General features: G+C 55.2%; 15 protein-coding genes. 7 read left to right on the top strand and 8 right to left on the bottom strand.

Features of this window, described 5'->3' with window-relative positions; genetic code table 11:
* Positions 1 to 247: 247 nt before the first annotated feature.
* Positions 248 to 1,693 carry a multidrug resistance outer membrane protein MdtQ gene (gene mdtQ, locus ACIPDS_RS09630; protein ID WP_400734973.1) on the bottom strand — a complete coding sequence of 482 codons (1,446 nt, stop codon included), beginning with the start codon at positions 1,691 to 1,693 and terminating at the stop codon, positions 248 to 250.
* A gap of 133 nt (positions 1,694 to 1,826) precedes the next feature.
* Between mdtQ and ACIPDS_RS09625 the strand changes: the two genes are divergently transcribed.
* Complete coding sequence (locus tag ACIPDS_RS09625) at positions 1,827 to 2,561, top strand: class I SAM-dependent methyltransferase (protein ID WP_400734971.1); 735 nt, start codon at positions 1,827 to 1,829, stop codon at positions 2,559 to 2,561.
* A gap of 101 nt (positions 2,562 to 2,662) precedes the next feature.
* Here ACIPDS_RS09625 and dusC read toward each other — a convergent pair whose 3' ends face one another.
* Positions 2,663 to 3,601, bottom strand: a complete 939-nt coding sequence (dusC, locus tag ACIPDS_RS09620) for a tRNA dihydrouridine(16) synthase DusC (RefSeq protein ID WP_166513350.1) — start codon at positions 3,599 to 3,601, stop codon at positions 2,663 to 2,665.
* A 110-nt stretch (positions 3,602 to 3,711) separates the two neighbouring features.
* On the opposite strand from dusC, the gene ACIPDS_RS09615 reads away from it, so the two are divergent.
* Positions 3,712 to 5,103 carry a M24 family metallopeptidase gene (locus tag ACIPDS_RS09615; protein ID WP_400734968.1) on the top strand — a complete coding sequence of 464 codons (1,392 nt, stop codon included), beginning with the start codon at positions 3,712 to 3,714 and terminating at the stop codon, positions 5,101 to 5,103.
* 224 nt (positions 5,104 to 5,327) lie between these two features.
* Here ACIPDS_RS09615 and ACIPDS_RS09610 read toward each other — a convergent pair whose 3' ends face one another.
* The 5 genes from ACIPDS_RS09610 to ACIPDS_RS09590 are packed head-to-tail and all read right to left on the bottom strand — an operon-like array spanning position 5,328 to position 10,310.
* Entirely contained in the window at positions 5,328 to 6,521 is a 1,194-nt protein-coding gene (locus ACIPDS_RS09610; protein ID WP_166513348.1) for a 3-hydroxybenzoate 6-monooxygenase, read from the bottom strand.
* Positions 6,522 to 6,540: 19 nt separating this feature from the next.
* Positions 6,541 to 7,185, bottom strand: a complete 645-nt coding sequence (maiA, locus tag ACIPDS_RS09605; protein ID WP_400734966.1) for a maleylacetoacetate isomerase — start codon at positions 7,183 to 7,185, stop codon at positions 6,541 to 6,543.
* 8 nt (positions 7,186 to 7,193) lie between these two features.
* Positions 7,194 to 7,895, bottom strand: coding sequence for a fumarylacetoacetate hydrolase family protein (locus tag ACIPDS_RS09600; protein WP_400734964.1), 702 nt, complete (start codon positions 7,893 to 7,895; stop codon positions 7,194 to 7,196).
* A 16-nt stretch (positions 7,896 to 7,911) separates the two neighbouring features.
* Positions 7,912 to 8,940, bottom strand: a complete 1,029-nt coding sequence (gene gtdA, locus ACIPDS_RS09595) for a gentisate 1,2-dioxygenase (RefSeq protein WP_166513345.1) — start codon at positions 8,938 to 8,940, stop codon at positions 7,912 to 7,914.
* Between the two features lie 11 nt (positions 8,941 to 8,951).
* Positions 8,952 to 10,310: an MFS transporter gene (locus tag ACIPDS_RS09590; RefSeq protein ID WP_400734962.1), complete on the bottom strand. Its 1,359-nt coding sequence runs from the start codon at positions 10,308 to 10,310 to the stop codon at positions 8,952 to 8,954.
* Between the two features lie 170 nt (positions 10,311 to 10,480).
* Here ACIPDS_RS09590 and ACIPDS_RS09585 point away from each other — a divergent pair, with 170 nt between their 5' ends.
* From ACIPDS_RS09585 to sanA, 5 genes are all read left to right on the top strand, one after another.
* A complete protein-coding gene (locus ACIPDS_RS09585) occupies positions 10,481 to 11,422 on the top strand; it encodes a LysR substrate-binding domain-containing protein (RefSeq protein ID WP_400734960.1) in 942 nt (313 codons plus the stop codon).
* 105 nt (positions 11,423 to 11,527) lie between these two features.
* The gene (locus ACIPDS_RS09580) at positions 11,528 to 11,926 is read left to right on the top strand and encodes a CidA/LrgA family protein (RefSeq protein ID WP_166513342.1); all 399 of its coding nucleotides are present in this window, start codon (positions 11,528 to 11,530) and stop codon (positions 11,924 to 11,926) included.
* A complete protein-coding gene (locus ACIPDS_RS09575) occupies positions 11,926 to 12,630 on the top strand; it encodes a CidB/LrgB family autolysis modulator (RefSeq protein WP_166513341.1) in 705 nt (234 codons plus the stop codon). The genes ACIPDS_RS09580 and ACIPDS_RS09575 overlap by 1 nt, the downstream gene beginning before the upstream one ends.
* Positions 12,631 to 12,759: 129 nt before the next feature.
* Positions 12,760 to 13,644, top strand: coding sequence for a cytidine deaminase (gene cdd / locus ACIPDS_RS09570; RefSeq protein WP_400734957.1), 885 nt, complete (start codon positions 12,760 to 12,762; stop codon positions 13,642 to 13,644).
* 427 nt (positions 13,645 to 14,071) lie between these two features.
* On the top strand, positions 14,072 to 14,788 hold the full coding sequence (sanA, locus tag ACIPDS_RS09565; RefSeq protein WP_166513339.1) for an outer membrane permeability protein SanA: 717 nt from the start codon (positions 14,072 to 14,074) through the stop codon (positions 14,786 to 14,788).
* Between the two features lie 66 nt (positions 14,789 to 14,854).
* Here the strand turns inward: sanA and mglC are convergent, their stop codons facing one another.
* Positions 14,855 to 15,865, bottom strand: coding sequence for a galactose/methyl galactoside ABC transporter permease MglC (gene mglC / locus ACIPDS_RS09560; protein WP_166513338.1), 1,011 nt, complete (start codon positions 15,863 to 15,865; stop codon positions 14,855 to 14,857).
* Positions 15,866 to 15,870: the final 5 nt, after the last annotated feature.

The following is a 15,870-nucleotide window of genomic DNA, read 5'->3' as shown; positions in this document are numbered from 1 at the left end:
AATGTAGTTCGTTATAAAAGAATATTGTTTGTAGTGAGGGCGATATTAGTGCTCAAAAACCTAAGTGTCATCACTTTAAATATCAATACGTGATCGTAGACATGTTTTAATGGAATTGAGTTATTTGTTTTTAATAATACTAAAACTCAAATATTTAAGAGGTATATTAGCGGGTGATATTATTTTCGATAGATATTGGTTTTTCATATTCCCTTTGCATCTTTAATGCAAAGGGAATCGATTGACGTTAAAGGTAATTTTCGCTGACGTGATAGCCACCGCCGAGCGCGGAGGTTAGCTGAATGCTCGCGTCAAGCCACTGGCCTTTTAAACGCAGCGCGCTGATGCGCTCGTTCAACGCCGGAAGCTTAGCGAGACTCACTTTAGAGCCTGGGATAATCCCCACGTTCATCCGCTGCTGCGCCAGATTCACCACCCGCTGCGCATTTTGTTCAACCTTCGCCTGCTGCTGGTTTTTCACCATTAAGGTTTCCACCTGGCTTGCGGTTTTCGCCACCTGATTTACCGCATCCACCACCGCCTTGTTGTAATTGGCAATGGAAAGATTGTTCTGCGCGCTGGCGATATCCAGATTGGCGTTCAGACGGCCGCTATCAAAGATAGGCAGCGTTAAACCGGCGGTAACGCCCATCTGCTGGGCTGAATGACGGAACAAATCGCTCAGGTGCAGCGCATCCTGTTGCAGGAAAGCCATCAGGTTAATATCCGGGTAAAACGCGGCTTTGGCGGCGTCGATTTCACTGAGCGAGGCTTCAATGTACCAATGCGCTTCCTGCAGGTCGGGACGACGCGCCAGCAGTTCATAACCTAAGGTGGCGGGCATTTTGCTGGCCACGGCGGGCAAACTGGCTTTACGCAGATTCAGCGACTGATTCTGGCTATTGGTCAGCGCCATCAAACGCGCTTCAATCTCTTTCATGCTGCCTTCAACATCGGTCAGCTGTTGTTCGGTTTTGCTGACGTTAATGTCGTTTTCAGCCCCCTCCACGGAGTCGGTGATCCCGTGCTGGAATAACGCTGTATCAACGTTAACGATATTGTTCTGCTCGGCCTTAATTTGCAGCAACACATCGTGAATAGCGGCCTCGGTCTGCCACTGCCAGTAAAGACGAGATACGCTGCTGGCCAGCAGTTCGCGGGTTTGCGCCCGTTCGGCTATTTTCGCCTTCACCTGGCCGATACGCGCTTCTACCTGAGCGCGGTTTTTGCCCCACAGATCAAGATCCCATCCGGCGGTCAGGCCAAAGGTTCCGTTGGTATACCACGGCCCGGTGTTCCCGTCCGCATCGGTGGCAAACGGCCCCATCAACCCCTCTGCCGACATTTTTTGCCGCTCAAGGTCGGCACCAAAATCAACTTCCGGGCCCAGCGCCGACTTCGACATCCGCGCCTGTGCTTCTGCAAGCTTAATGCGCTGGTCGGCAATTTGCATATCCGGTGAATTTGCCAGGGCGCGCGTCACCAGGCTATTAAGCTGCGCATCGTGGTAATCCTGCCACCATTGGCTCTGAGGCCAGCCGTTTTTCACCGCCGCAGGAAGGGTTGTTGAAACCGTAGATGCGGCAACCTGCTGTTTAACAGGAGATCCAATATCGTGCGAGGGAGCACAGCCAGCCAGCGCGATGAGCAAGGGTAAGCCAGACAGCACGCTTTTTTTCAGAGTCAGGTTCATTTGAGAGGTCGGGTTACAAAATTAAGAGGCTTATAATAATTTAAATGGATTCAATACTTTTAGTAAAGCGTGTGGGAACATACTCCGACATACTTCCTCACAGCTAAAAATAGTTTAACTTCACGGAGTGAATATGAGTCAGAACATTTATGACGATCCTGATTTCTTTGCCGGTTACGCCACGCTCGACCGTTCGGTCAAAGGGCTGGACGGCGCGCCGGAGTGGCCCACTATTATGCAAATGATGCCTGCATTAACAGGCAAGCGGGTGGTGGATCTGGGCTGCGGCTATGGCTGGTTTTGCCGCTGGGCACGCGACCAGGGCGCAGCACAGGTGACGGGCCTTGATCTTTCCAGCCTGATGTTAGAACGCGCGCGCGAAATGACCGACGGTGGAGGCATTGAGTATCGCTGTGAAGATTTGCAGACGCTCACGCTTACGGCCAATAGCTGTGAGCTGGTGTACAGCTCGCTGGCGCTGCATTATTTACCCGATATCGCCCCGCTGCTCAGCACCGTTTTTAATGCCTTAACGCCGGGCGGTACGCTGCTATTTTCTGCCGAACATCCTATCTATACCGCCCCGCTTAAACAGGGCTGGCAGGAGGATGAAAATGGGCAGAAAAGCTGGCCGGTTAGCCATTATCAGCAACAGGGCGAACGCATCAGCAACTGGTTTGCCGATGGCGTCAAAAAACAGCACCGTACGCTTGCCAGCTGGATTAATGCGCTGATTGCCGCCGGTTTCGTGATTGAACATCTCAATGAATGGGGCCCGACGGCGCAGCAGATTGCCGCGAATCCAGCGTTGGATGAAGAGAAAGAACGTCCGATGATTTTTATTTTGCGGGCGCGCAAACCGGTTTAGGCGTGGGCAGCATTGCCGGATGGCGCTTCGCCTTATCCGGCCTACGAATGTACCTTTACTTGTAGGCCGGATAAGGCGTAGCCGCCATCCGGCACAAACGGTTACGCTTGCCAGTCGTTGATAACCCGTGAAATAAGCTTCGATTCCTGCAAGGCGCGCACGGCGGTAAATAGCGTGGTGGCCTCATCGTACTCTTTACGCAGATAACCCAGCCACTGCTTGATACGCGCGACGTGATACAACCCGGTATCGCCCTGCTTTTCCAGATGCGTATATTTTTTCAGTAGCTCAACCACCTGCGGCCAGGGTAGGCGCGGCTCATTATATTTGATGACCCGGCTTAAATTCGGCACGTTCAGCGCCCCACGGCCAATCATCACCGCATCACAGCCGGTCACCGCCATACATTCCTGCGCGCTTTGATAGCCCCAGATTTCACCGTTGGCAATCACCGGAATGGTCAGACGCTGGCGGATGTCGGCAATCGCCTGCCAGTTAATTCGCTCGGCTTTATACCCGTCCTCTTTGGTGCGGCCATGCACGGCCAGTTCGGTCGCGCCAGCCTGCTGCACCGCATCGGCAATTTCAAACTGCCGCGCGCCGCTGTCCCAGCCGAGGCGAATTTTTACCGTCACCGGCAGATGCGCTGGCACCGCTTCGCGCATGGCTTTCGCGCCTTGGTAAATCAGCTCGGGATCTTTTAGCAGCGTCGCCCCGCCGCCGCTGCCGTTGACCGTTTTCGATGGGCAACCGCAGTTGAGATCAACGCCCCACGAGCCCAGCTCCACCGCCCGGGCGGCGTTTTCCGCCAGCCACTGCGGATACTGGCCCAGTAATTGAATCCGCACGCGGGTGCCGGAAGGCGTCCGGCTTTCGTTATGCAGCTCCGGGCACAGTTTCTGAAACGATTTTACCGGCAGCAGTTGATCCACCACGCGCAGAAATTCGGTGATGCACAGATCGTAATCGTTCACTTCGGTCAGCAGCTCACGCACCAGCGAATCGAGTACGCCTTCCATCGGCGCCAGTAAAACACGCATATCGTTATCCAGAAAAAAAAGAGGCGCTATGGTAACGTCTAACCATGCAGCTTTCCACTGCCAGGAGCGCGACGTATTGTTCGCGATTATCGACACACCAGGAGGTGAAGATGAATTCGACCGTTATCCAGCTTAAGACCACACAATCCCCACGCCAGTTTCACGGTGTACCGCCGGTGTTTCTAAGCGATGCCACGATGCAAGAGCGTAAAAACAAGGTGCTGGAACGGATGCGCGAGGAGCGATTCGACGCGCTGGTGATTTATGCCGATAAAGAGCATGGCGGGAACTTCGAGTATTTGACCGGGTTTATTCCACGCTTTGAAGAAGGCTTGCTGGTGCTGGATAAATCCGGCCACGCGACGGTGATTTTGGGGAATGAAAACCTGAAGATGGCACAGCACGCGCGTTTGCCGGTGACGCTTAAGCATTGTCCGCATTTTTCTCTGCCCAATCAGCCCATGAGTAACGAAAAGCCGCTGGCACAGTTGTTTAATGAAACCGGGCTGAGCGCAATGTCGAAAATAGGTCTGGTTGGCTGGAAGATGTTTACCGCCACATTGGCCGATAACGCCAGGCTCTTTGACCTGCCCTATTTTATCGTTGAGGCGGTGAAACAGAGCACGCATGCGGAGCTGGTCAATGCCGCCCATCTGTTTATTCGCGGCGATAAAGGGGCAAGAACGGTCAATAACGCCAACGAAATTGCCCATTATGAGTACGGTGCCAATCTGGCCTCCAACTGTATGCTGACGGCGCTGGACGCGGTCGAGCCCGGCATTCGTGAGGTCGAACTGGGCGCGCTGCTCGCCGCCGAAGGACAGTATCAGACGGTGGTGGCCATTGCCGCCGCCGGGCAGCGCTTTGAAAAAGCCAATTTCTATCCGACCTATAAGCACCTTGAGCGCGGTCAGCCGCTGTCGATGACCACCGGCTTTAAAGGCGGGTTGTCCAGCCGTACCGGGTTTGTGATTGCCGATGAAAGCGAACTGCCGGAGAACCAGAAGGATTATTTAGACCGCGTGGCGAAACCCTATTTTGGCGCGGTGGCCCAGTGGCTTACCCGTATTCAGATTGGGATGCCGGGCGGGGAGCTGTATAACCAGGTCGAGAGCGTGCTGCCGAAAGCGCAGTACGGCTGGCATCTGAATCCCGGGCATTTAAGCGCAGATGAAGAGTGGATGTCTTCGCCAGTGTATCCGCAGTCCGCTGAAACGCTGAAAAGTGGCATGATTTTGCAGCTCGATATTATTCCTTCCGTGCCGGGTTATACCGGGGTCAGCGCCGAGGAGAGCGTCGCGCTGGCGGATGCGGCGTTACAAAAAGATATCGCCCAAGCGTACCCGGAATTGTGGGCACGCATTGAAGCGCGTCGCGCGTATATCCGCGATGTGCTGAAGATTGCGCTAAGCGATGATGTGATACCGTTATCCAACGGCGTGGGGTATTTAAGACCGTTTATGTTGGCGAAGGATAAAGCGCTGGTGGTTGGCAACCGGTGATATTCCCGGGGTCGCTTGCGCTCGCCCGGGCTACAAGGTGCCTACACGATAACCTATCACAATCGTAGGCCGGATAAGGCGTAGCCGCCATCCGGCAATGTGCGTGGTTATGCCTGATGGCGCGTAGCTTATCAGGCCTACGTGTTGTAAATGCCCAAAGTATCTACACAAGAACCTGCCACAATCGTAGCCCGGCCAAGCGCAGCGCCGCCGGGACACAGCGATTATCGCGGTTGCAAACAGTTATCTTCTTTCCAGCCGTACAGCCATTCAATCCCGCGGTAAAACTCGTCCTGGGTTTTCCCTTTCCACAGCAGATTACGCACCTGACGCTCAACGCCCGCCGCATGGTATAAGCGTCCCATTTCACGCGTTGACCAGACGATACGTGCGGTGCGCGGAATACGCACCGACTCATACAGCGCAAAGGCGCTTGCCGCATCGCCTTCGCACTGGGCCAGCGCTTTACCCAGCGTCACCGCATCTTCCAGCGCCATACAGGCCCCCTGGGCCATATACTGCGCCACCGGGTGCGCAGCGTCGCCCACCAGGGTAATGCGACCGTTGCCCCATTTCTCAACCGGCTCACGATCGGCGGTTGCCCAACGACGCCATGAGGTCGGTTTATCGAGCATCTGCCGTGGACGCGGATGAATGCCTTTAAAGTAGGACATCACTTCCTCTTTACTGCCGTCGCGCACGCCCCACTCTTCCGTTTCACGACTGTGGAAGGTCACCACCAGGTTGTACTGTTTGCCGCCGCGCAGCGGATAGTGCACCAGATGGCAATGCGGGCCTGCCCACAGCACCGGGGCGTTGATACGCAGGTCTTCCGGCATATCGTCGCGCTCGACCACCGCACGATAAACCACATGCCCGGTCACGCGCGGGTTGTCGCTGAGCAGGCTCTGACGAACGATAGATTTCACGCCGTCACAGCCCACCAGAATATCCGCCGTCCAGCTATTGCCTTTATCATCAAACACGGTGACATCGTCCGCGGTTTGACGGATATCAACCACGTGAGTCGAGGTGCGATATTTCACGCCAGGGTGCTGTAACGCGGCCTCCCACACGGTGGCATGAATATCCACGCGATGGATAACCGCGTACGGGCCACCGAAGTGATCGCGAAACGCCTGCCCGGTCTCAATACTGACGACTTCTTCACCGTTTACCGCATCCATCATGGTGATGTGATCGGTAAAGACCGCACGCTGACGAGCGACTTCGCCGACGCCTAAGCTATCGAGTGCGGAAAAAGCGTTGGGGCCAAGCTGGATCCCAGCACCAATTTCACCAATTTCATGCGCCTGTTCCAGCAGCATCACCTGGATGCCCTGACGCGCCAGCGACAGTGCGGTAGCCGCGCCGCCGATACCACCGCCCACAATAATTGCACGGGTGACTTTCGCCATGATTATTCTCCTTTTCTGACTACGCCGGGATCTTGTCTTGCTGGTTCTCAGGCGCCGCGGCAATAAATGCCGGCAGCCCAACGCAAGCGTCGTACACGGCTTTGCAGCGCGGGAATCCGCTCAGATCGCAGCCCATACGCTGCGCATTTGCCCACTGGGGCACCAGGCAACAATCGGCCAGGGTCGGCGTATCGCCGACGCAAAACGTACCGGTTTCGCTACGGCGCAACAGTTGTTCAACGGCACTCATTCCCTGCAAGATCCAGTGCTCATACCAGCGTTTTTTCGCCTCTTCGCTGACCTTCAGCTCGTCGCTGAGATAACGCAGCACGCGCATGTTGTTTACCGGGTGGATATCGCAGCAAATGGCATACACCACCTCCAGTACGCGCATCCGTTGGGGATCGCTGGTTGGAAGCAGCGGGGTTTGCGGGAAATGTCTGTCCAGCCAGTCAATAATTGCCAGCGACTGACCCAACGATTCACCCTCATCGGTGATAAGCGCAGGCACCAGCCCTATCGGGTTTAAGCGTCGGTACTCCAGCGCATTCTGCTGGCCGATACGAATATTCACGCCCACGGTCTGGTAGTCGATGCCTTTCAGCGCCATCGCAATACGCACGCGATAAGAGGCCGAACTATTAAAAAAACTGTACAGCTTCATCATTCACCTCAAACAATTTTCACGGCAATAGGCGTTAAACCGTCGACGTTACCGGTGATGGTTTCGCCCTTCACCACGGCCCCCACGCCTTCTGGCGTACCGGTGAAAATCAGGTCGCCCGGCTGTAATTCAAAGAAACCGGACAGGTAGCTGATGGTCTCTTTCACATCCCAAATCAGATGTTCGATATCGCTGCGCTGGCGGTCTTTACCGTCAACCTGTAACCAGATTGGCGCTTTTTCAAGCGACGGCGCATCGGCCACTTTGTGCAGCGGCGCAATCGGTGCGGAAAGGTCAAAGGCTTTGCCAATTTCCCACGGACGCCCCATCTGGCGCATCTCCATCTGACGATCGCGTCGGGTCATATCAAGCCCCGTCGCGTAGCCCCAGATATATTCACCGGCCTGCTCCAGCAGGATATCGCTGCCTTTTTTACCAATGGCGACCACCAGCTCAATTTCGTAGTGATAGTTGTCGGTCCGCGCCGGATAGGCCAGATTCAGGGTTTCGCCTGCGGCCACGGGCACGACCGCATCCGCGGGTTTACAAAAGAAGAATGGCGGCTCACGGTCCGGGTCAAATCCCATCTCGCGGGCGTGTGCGGCATAGTTACGGCCCACACAGTACACGCGACGCACCGGGAACAATTCATCACTCCCCACGACGGGAATCGCTACCGGGGCTTGGGGTTCAAAGGCATATTTGCTCATGGTTATTCTCCTGAAATTAATAGCGCGCTTCGCGGAACAGGCCCAGGGCTTCCTGAACGGGACGATCCGAGAAACTAAATAGCACGGTCTCTTCTGGCGTGTTGAAGGACACGCTGTGCCAGGTGGGCACGACAAAAATATCTTTCGCGTTGAAGCTGAAGGTTTGTTCGCCAATCGTCACCTCGCCGCGACCTTCCACGACGTGGTAGATGGTGCTGTCGGTGGTGCGTGCCTTACGTGACTGGAACCCCTTCGGCAACAGTTGCAGGAAGGCCCCCATCGACGGCATCGGATAACCGCCGGTGACCGGATTGACGTAGCGCATTTTGTAGCCATCCCACTCATCGGCCTCTCCCATACGGGTTAATTCATGCAGCGCGTCACGGCTACGGTCATAGCGATAGTTGAAAATGGGTGATGAGTTCCCCACCTGGTGGCGCAGCGGCAGCATATTGGCGGCGTAGCGCGGCAGGTAGTCACCCTCTTTGCGCGTCACCGGCTGTTGATCTTCCGGGTAGTCTTCAGCGAACCCGCAGCCAAGGTAGTTCACCAGCGGCAGATCCAGGCCATCCAGCCAGATAACCGGTTCGTCGCCGGGATTACCGTGGTCATGCCAGCGCCATTGCGGGGTCAAAATAAAATCGCCCGGACGCATTTGCGTACGTTCACCGTCAACGGCGGTAAATGCACCATGGCCTTCCACCACAAAACGCAGCGCCGACTGATTATGTCGATGGCTCGGCGCAACTTCGCCCGGCATGATTAATTGCAGCCCCGCGTACAGCGAGGAGGTAATAGAGGATTGACCGCGCAGGCCGGGGTTTTCCAGCACCAGCACGCGGCGCACCGCTTCTTTTGCGCCAATCAGGGTGCCGCTTTCCAGCAGCAGCGGGCGGATTTCCTGATAATTCCAGCAGGCTGGCGCGCAGTTGGCGTTCGGCGTTTTCGGCACCAGGTGGTGCAACGATTCCCAAAGCGGCGTCAGGTTTTGCCCGGAAATATGTTGGTAGAAGCGTTGGCGATCGTGTTTTACGTCCGAGGTCATTATTATTCTCCTTAACTTTTCACCGTGCCCATAGCAGGCAACGAGTCGGGTACGCGAGGTGACTGGCGAATCACCAGCGTCAGCAACGTCAACATCACGGCGCTGACGGCGGCAGGCACGGCAATCACAAAGAACAGGGTGTCGAATGAGAAATTCATCGCCATCATCATGCCGCCGGAGACGGAGCCTACGATGGCGCCGCAGCGACCGATGGCGTTAGACCAGCTCACGCCGGTAGCGCGACTTTGCGTGGGGTACAGCGTGGCGGTCAGCGCATTCAATCCAACCTGCGATCCGCTAATACCAATACCGGTACCGAAAATCGCCAGCGCCATCATCCACAGACCGTCCCCGCTGAGGCCAATCATGACAATGCAGATCGCCCCCAACGCATAGCTTATTGCCAGCACCCAGAACGGATTGAATTTGTCCATCAATACGCCCAGCACCAGCGCGCCCATCGTTCCCCCGACCTGGAAGGCCGCCGTCACCCAGGACGCATGCTGGAGATCGATACCGCGATGGTTAAGCAACGTTGGCATCCAGCTTGAGAGCAAATAGATAATCAGCAGGCTCATAAAGAACACCACCCACAGCATCAGCGTGATGGTGAGCTGACGCCCGGTAAACAGCTGGCTGATACTGCCTTTCTTTGTCGCCGCTGGCTCATCGAGCCAGAACTCGGTGTTTTCATAACGCTCGCCGGTCATTGCGCTAACCGTTCGCAGCACCTGGGCTTGCGGACGCTGACGACGCACCAGCCAGCGCGGGGATTCTGGCAGCACGGCCAGCAGCGCAAAGAACAGCATCAACGGCAGCACGCCGCCCAGCACCAGAATGCCGTGCCAGCCAATCACCGATACCAGCTGCGCGCTGACGATGCCGCCCATCGCGGATCCCAGCGTAAAGCCACAAAACATCAGCGTGACCAGCGCGCCACGACGGCGGGAAGGCAGATATTCCGAGGTCATGGTGATGGTATTAGGCATCGCGCCGCCGAGTCCTAAGCCGGTTAAAAAGCGCAGGATAATCAGCGTTTCAAGATTGGGGGAAAAAGCAGATAGCAGGCTGAAAAGACCAAATAGCGCGACGCACCATTCAATGACCCGCTTACGTCCAAATTTGTCTGAAAGTGGTCCACACAGTAAAGCACCGGCGGTTAAGCCTAACAATCCCGCGCCAAAGAGCGGTGCAAGAGAACCGGCGCTTAACTGCCAATGGTCACGAATAGCCGGAGCAATAAAGCCAATTGCCGCGGTATCAAAACCGTCAAGCATGACCACCAGGAAACAGCAGAGAATGACACGCCACTGCATCTTGCCGATGGGTGCGGCATCGATTAGCGCTTGTAGTTCACGTCGTTGCGTCATAGGGAGGAGCCTCTGTCAGTGCAGGTATTCCACGTTTGGGTTCACGCTTTCGTCCAAACGGCTCAGGGTAAGATGTTTATTTTTTTGCTTTTATGTTGCTATGTTGTGACAAGTGAAATGAGTTGTACAATGGCTTTTCATGCCCACCCATAACCTGGAGGTTATCGCTAATGGCTGACTGGACGCAGAAACTGAAGTTGCATCATCTACAAATGCTGGTGGCACTTGGCGAGCAGGGAAACCTCACGCAGGTCGCCAAACGCATGCACATCACCCAGCCCGCCCTGTCGAAATGGCTTACGCAATTTGAGGAAGATTTGGGCATCGTGCTGTTTGAAAGGCACAGCAAGGGTCTGCGCGTGTCGGAAGGCGGCAAGCTGCTGCTGCAACATGCGCAGCGGCTGATTAACGACATTGAACGCTCGCAGTTTGAGATGGAGCGTTTTAAGCAAGGTGGACACGTGGGGAGCCTGAAAATCGGCTGCTCTCCGGTGGCGACGGACTGCGTTTCTCACGCTATTTTTCCCCTGCTGGCAGAGATGCCGACACTGCACCTTAATATTGAAGAGAAGGTGATGACGCCGTTACTGCAAGATTTGCAGTCCGGGGTGGTTGACGTGGTGGTAGGACGTATCGGCGGCCGGGCGCTGGAACTGCCGCTAAACTATGAAGTGCTGTATACCGAGCCGGTATGCTTTGTGGCGCGCACCGGACATCCGCTGGCAACGCACAGTAGGCTGACGTGGAGTGATTTGTCCCCCTGGCGCTGGATAGTCTGGCCCACCGGCACGCCCATCCGCCAGAGTATTGATAACGCGCTGGTGGAAAACGGCGTGATGCTGCCGGAAAACACCATTGAATCAGCCTCGATGAACGTGAGCGTTAACCTGCTACAAAGTAGCGATATGATCTCAATCCTCTCGTTACGGCTTGCCGAGCGCTACGCAAGCCAGGGGCAGCTTTCTATTCTTGCACTGCCGCGAATTGAGCAAAAAGGGAGCGTCGGCGTATTCTGGCGTAAAAAGGATCTGCCTTCGCTGGCGCTAAGTCGGTTTCTCTACTATTTGTCACATCCGGTACAAACTGAAGGAGAATCCCGGTCAGATGCCTGATGTTCCGCCTGTCTATCTCAGGTATGCTCAGAATTCATGATGTGATCGGTAGCACAGTTTAGGGTTTAATTGTATGATGAATGCATTCCACGAAAGGTGAATCCCATGCTCAAATCACTGAATATCATCTGGCAATACCTGCGTGCGTTCGTGCTGATCTACGCCTGCCTTTACGCCGGTATTTTTATTTCATCACTGCTGCCAATTACGATCCCCGGAAGCATTATTGGTATGCTTATTCTTTTCGTCCTGCTGGGGCTGCAAATCCTGCCCGCCAAATGGGTTAATCCCGGCTGCTACGTCCTTATCCGTTATATGGCGCTGCTGTTCGTGCCGATTGGCGTCGGCGTGATGCAGTATTTTGCCCTGCTGAGCGCGCAGTTTGGCCCGGTGGTGGTCTCCTGCACCGTCAGTACGTTAGTGGTGCTGGTGGTCGTGAGCTGGAGTTCACATCTGGTTCACGGTGAACGTAAAGTTGTCGGTCAGGAAGAGGCGGAAAAATAATGCTGCACTATTTACACGATATCTGGTGGTCGCTGCCGCTGACTTTGGTGGTCTTTTTTGCCGCGCGTAAGTTAGGCACACGATTCAAAATGCCGCTGCTCAATCCCCTGCTGGTCTCCATGGTGGTGATTATCCCGTTCCTGATGCTGACCGGAATTCCCTACGAGCGCTATTTTAAAGGCAGCGAAGTATTAAACGATTTGCTGCAACCGGCGGTGGTCGCCCTCGCCTATCCGCTGTATGAACAGCTTCATCAGATTCGCGCGCGCTGGAAATCCATCATCACTATCTGCTTTATCGGCAGCGCGGTGGCGATGATAACCGGCACCTCCGTGGCGCTGATGATGGGGGCGTCGCCGCAAATCGCCGCGTCTATTTTGCCGAAATCGGTCACTACGCCGATTGCGATGGCGGTCAGCGGCAGCATCGGCGGTATTCCAGCCATTAGCGCAGTGTGCGTTATTTATGTCGGGATCCTGGGCGCGGTATTTGGTCACACGCTGCTGAATCTGATGCGTATTACCACCAAAGCGTCGCGCGGTTTGTCGATGGGCACCGCTTCACACGCCTTAGGTACCGCTCGCTGCGCCGAACTGGACTATCAGGAAGGGGCGTTTAGTTCACTGGCGCTGGTGATTTGCGGCATTATTACCTCGCTGATAGCACCGTTTTTATTCCCGATTATTCTGTCAGTGATGGGATAAAACGAGACAAATCACACATTTTTAACTGAGATTACATGCGTTGCATTAACAATGAGATATTGATCACTAATTAAGGCGTTCGCGCCCCGTACACTACGATCCCATTACATTGTTATGAGGCACGACGCCATGCATCCACGTTTTCAATCTGCTTTTTCGCAACTGGCGGCAGATTTGCAGACCGCTATCGCCCCGCTGTTAGCCAGTCCGCACTTCCCTGCCAAACTGAGCGCCGAGCAGGTCTCATCGCTGCAAAAAGCGACGGGGCTGGACGAAGACGCGCTCGCTTTTGCGCTGCTGCCGCTGGCTGCCGCCTGCGCCCGCGCCGACCTGTCCCACTTTAACGTTGGCGCTATCGCCCGCGGCGTTAGCGGCACCTGGTACTTTGGCGGCAATATGGAGTTTTTGGGCGCCACCATGCAGCAAACGGTTCACGCCGAACAGAGCGCCATCAGCCATGCCTGGCTGCGCGGTGAAAAAGCCCTGCAGGCCATTACCGTCAACTACACCCCGTGTGGTCACTGCCGTCAGTTTATGAATGAGCTGAACAGCGGTCTTTCCCTGCGTATTAATCTGCCGGGCCGTGAGCCGCATACGTTGCAAGATTATCTGCCGGACGCCTTTGGGCCAAAAGATCTGGATATCAAAACCCTGCTGATGGATGAACAGGATCACGGTTATCCGCTTGAAGGCGACGCGCTGGCACAGGCGGCAATCAAAGCGGCAAACCACAGCCATACTCCGTATAGCCAATCCCCATCTGGCGTGGCGCTCGAACTGCGTGGCGGCACGATTTTCAGCGGCAGTTACGCGGAAAACGCCGCCTTCAACCCAACGCTGCCGCCGCTGCAAGGCGCACTCAATCTGCTGAGTCTGAATGGTTATGACTACCCGGATATTCAGCGCGCTATTCTGGCTGAACGCGCCGACGCACCGCTCGTGCAGTGGGATGCCACCGTAGCAACATTGAAAGCGCTGGGCTGTAGCAATATTGACCGCGTGCTGCTGGGCTAATAAACACGCTGACTCTGGGGTCACTCGGTAACAGATCCCGGCGGCGCTTCGCTTGGCCGGGCTACAACGCGTAGCACGGACGAGGCGTGAATACGCCGACTCCGGGGTCACTCGGTAACAGATCCCGGCGGCGCTTCGCTTGGCCGGGCTACAACACGTAGCCCGAACGAGGCGTGAACACGCCGACTCCGTGGTTACTCGGCAACAGATCCCGGCGGCGTTTCGCTTGTCCGGGTTACAACGCGTAGCCCGGACGAGGCGTGAATACGCCGACTCCGGGGTTACTCGGTAGCAGATCCCGGCGGCGCTTTGCTTGGCCGGGCTACAAATACAGGTTAAATTCCCCGCAGTTAAACGATGGTTTCTTGCGCTTGCAAGGCGGGTAAAGTAGCCTGATGTCTCCATCCGCCACTATTGAGTCAAGTTCATGTTAAAGCGTGTGTTATACAGCCTGTTAGTCCTGTGCGGCCTGCTGCTGTTAACCGTGCTCGGCCTTGACCGCTGGATGAGCTGGAAAACCTCGCCCTATATTTACGACGAGCTTCAGGATCTCCCCTACCGTCAGGTCGGTGTCGTGCTCGGCACCGCCAAATATTATCGCACCGGCGTCATCAACCAGTATTATCGTTACCGCATTCAGGGCGCGCTCAACGCCTACAACAGCGGCAAGGTCAACTATCTGCTGCTTAGCGGTGACAATGCGCTGCAAAGCTATAACGAGCCGATGACCATGCGCCGCGACCTGATTAAAGGCGGCGTTGCCCCGGAAGATATCGTGCTCGACTACGCAGGTTTTCGAACTCTCGACTCGATTGTGCGTACCCGCAAGGTGTTCGATACCAACGACTTTATTATCATCACCCAGCGTTTCCACTGTGAACGCGCATTGTTTATCGCACTGCATATGGGCATTCAGGCACAGTGTTACGCCGTGCCTTCGCCAAAGGATATGTGGAGCGTGCGTCTTCGCGAGTTTGGTGCGCGCTTCGGTGCCCTGGCGGATCTTTATCTCTTTAAGCGTGAACCGCGCTTCTTAGGACCGCTAATCCCCATCCCTGCCCAGCAGGAAGTCCCGGAAAATGCTCAGGGGTATCCGGCGGTCACGCCGGACCAGTTGCTGGAGCTGCAAAAGAATAAAAAGTAGTCTGATAACTTCGTTTAACGTTAAAAAGCCCGACGCATGCGCCAGGCTTTATTTTGCTTAAAGGAATTACTTCTTACGTGCGTATTTCAGTGAGTCCAGTGCCACGGCAAAGATAATTATCGCGCCTTTAATAATGTACTGCCAGTAAGGGTTAACGCCGATATAGGTCAGGCCGTAGTTGATGACGGTGAAGATAATCACACCGGTGACTACGCCGACGACCGTGCCCACACCGCCGCTAAATGACACGCCGCCCACCACGCAGGCGGCAATGGCATCGAGTTCATACATAAAGCCGAGGTTGTTGGTCGCCGAACCGATACGCCCTGCTTCCAGCAAGCCGCCGAAGGCATAGAACACGCCGGAGAGCGCATAGATAACCAGCAGGTTCAGCGCAACGTTAACACCAGAGACTTTCGCCGCTTCTGGGTTACCGCCGATAGCGAAGATATTTTTGCCAAAGCGCGTTTTGTTCCACAGCACCCAGACAAATGCGACGGCAATCAAGGCATAGAAGGTGATGTAAGACAGACGGAAGCTGCCGAGCGCCACAAACCCCTGGGCGAATGTCGAGAAGCCGCTGTCGAAGCCGGAAATCGGTGATGCGCCAACGAAGTCGTAGTACAGGGAGTTGATCCCGTAAACGATAATCATGGTCCCCAACGTGGTAATAAATGGCGTCACGTTCAGGTAGGCAATGATAATACCGTTAATCAGGCCGATAACGGCACCAATCGCGCAGACAATCAGCACCACGACAAAAATCGGCATCGTGGCCATCTCCGGGAACACTTTGTTGGCATTCTCCATTGATTGCAGCAGCGTCGCCGCGATAACCGCCGCAAGCCCCACCTGGCGCCCCGCAGACAGGTCAGTACCTTGTGTAACAATCAGCCCGGCCACGCCGAGGGCAATAATAATACGCACGGAAGACTGAGTGAGGATATTACTGAGGTTCAACAAACTTAAGAAAGTCGGGTCCTGAATAATAATAATGGCCAGCAGAACCAAAAGAACGACGTAAATGCCGCCATCTTTCAGATAACTCAGAAAGCTTTTTTTATTTAACGTACTCATGTCGA

It is taken from the genome of Kluyvera sp. NPDC087067, assembly GCF_044745165.1.
Classification (GTDB): Bacteria; Pseudomonadota; Gammaproteobacteria; order Enterobacterales; family Enterobacteriaceae; genus Kluyvera.
The sequence above is the reverse complement of the archived record's forward strand: the minus strand, read 5'-3'. Positions and strand labels throughout refer to the sequence as shown.

Bases quoted from the DNA above. Each gene is read 5' to 3' on its own strand.
- mdtQ (WP_400734973.1), bottom strand. From the start codon at position 1,693: ATGAACCTGACTCTGAAAAAAAGCGTGCTGTCTGGCTTACCCTTGCTC.
- ACIPDS_RS09625 (WP_400734971.1), top strand. From the start codon at position 1,827: ATGAGTCAGAACATTTATGACGATCCTGATTTCTTTGCCGGTTACGCC.
- dusC (WP_166513350.1), bottom strand. From the start codon at position 3,601: ATGCGTGTTTTACTGGCGCCGATGGAAGGCGTACTCGATTCGCTGGTG.
- ACIPDS_RS09615 (WP_400734968.1), top strand. From the start codon at position 3,712: ATGAATTCGACCGTTATCCAGCTTAAGACCACACAATCCCCACGCCAG.
- ACIPDS_RS09610 (WP_166513348.1), bottom strand. From the start codon at position 6,521: ATGGCGAAAGTCACCCGTGCAATTATTGTGGGCGGTGGTATCGGCGGC.
- maiA (WP_400734966.1), bottom strand. From the start codon at position 7,185: ATGAAGCTGTACAGTTTTTTTAATAGTTCGGCCTCTTATCGCGTGCGT.
- ACIPDS_RS09600 (WP_400734964.1), bottom strand. From the start codon at position 7,895: ATGAGCAAATATGCCTTTGAACCCCAAGCCCCGGTAGCGATTCCCGTC.
- gtdA (WP_166513345.1), bottom strand. From the start codon at position 8,940: ATGACCTCGGACGTAAAACACGATCGCCAACGCTTCTACCAACATATT.
- ACIPDS_RS09590 (WP_400734962.1), bottom strand. From the start codon at position 10,310: ATGACGCAACGACGTGAACTACAAGCGCTAATCGATGCCGCACCCATC.
- ACIPDS_RS09585 (WP_400734960.1), top strand. From the start codon at position 10,481: ATGGCTGACTGGACGCAGAAACTGAAGTTGCATCATCTACAAATGCTG.
- ACIPDS_RS09580 (WP_166513342.1), top strand. From the start codon at position 11,528: ATGCTCAAATCACTGAATATCATCTGGCAATACCTGCGTGCGTTCGTG.
- ACIPDS_RS09575 (WP_166513341.1), top strand. From the start codon at position 11,926: ATGCTGCACTATTTACACGATATCTGGTGGTCGCTGCCGCTGACTTTG.
- cdd (WP_400734957.1), top strand. From the start codon at position 12,760: ATGCATCCACGTTTTCAATCTGCTTTTTCGCAACTGGCGGCAGATTTG.
- sanA (WP_166513339.1), top strand. From the start codon at position 14,072: ATGTTAAAGCGTGTGTTATACAGCCTGTTAGTCCTGTGCGGCCTGCTG.
- mglC (WP_166513338.1), bottom strand. From the start codon at position 15,865: ATGAGTACGTTAAATAAAAAAAGCTTTCTGAGTTATCTGAAAGATGGC.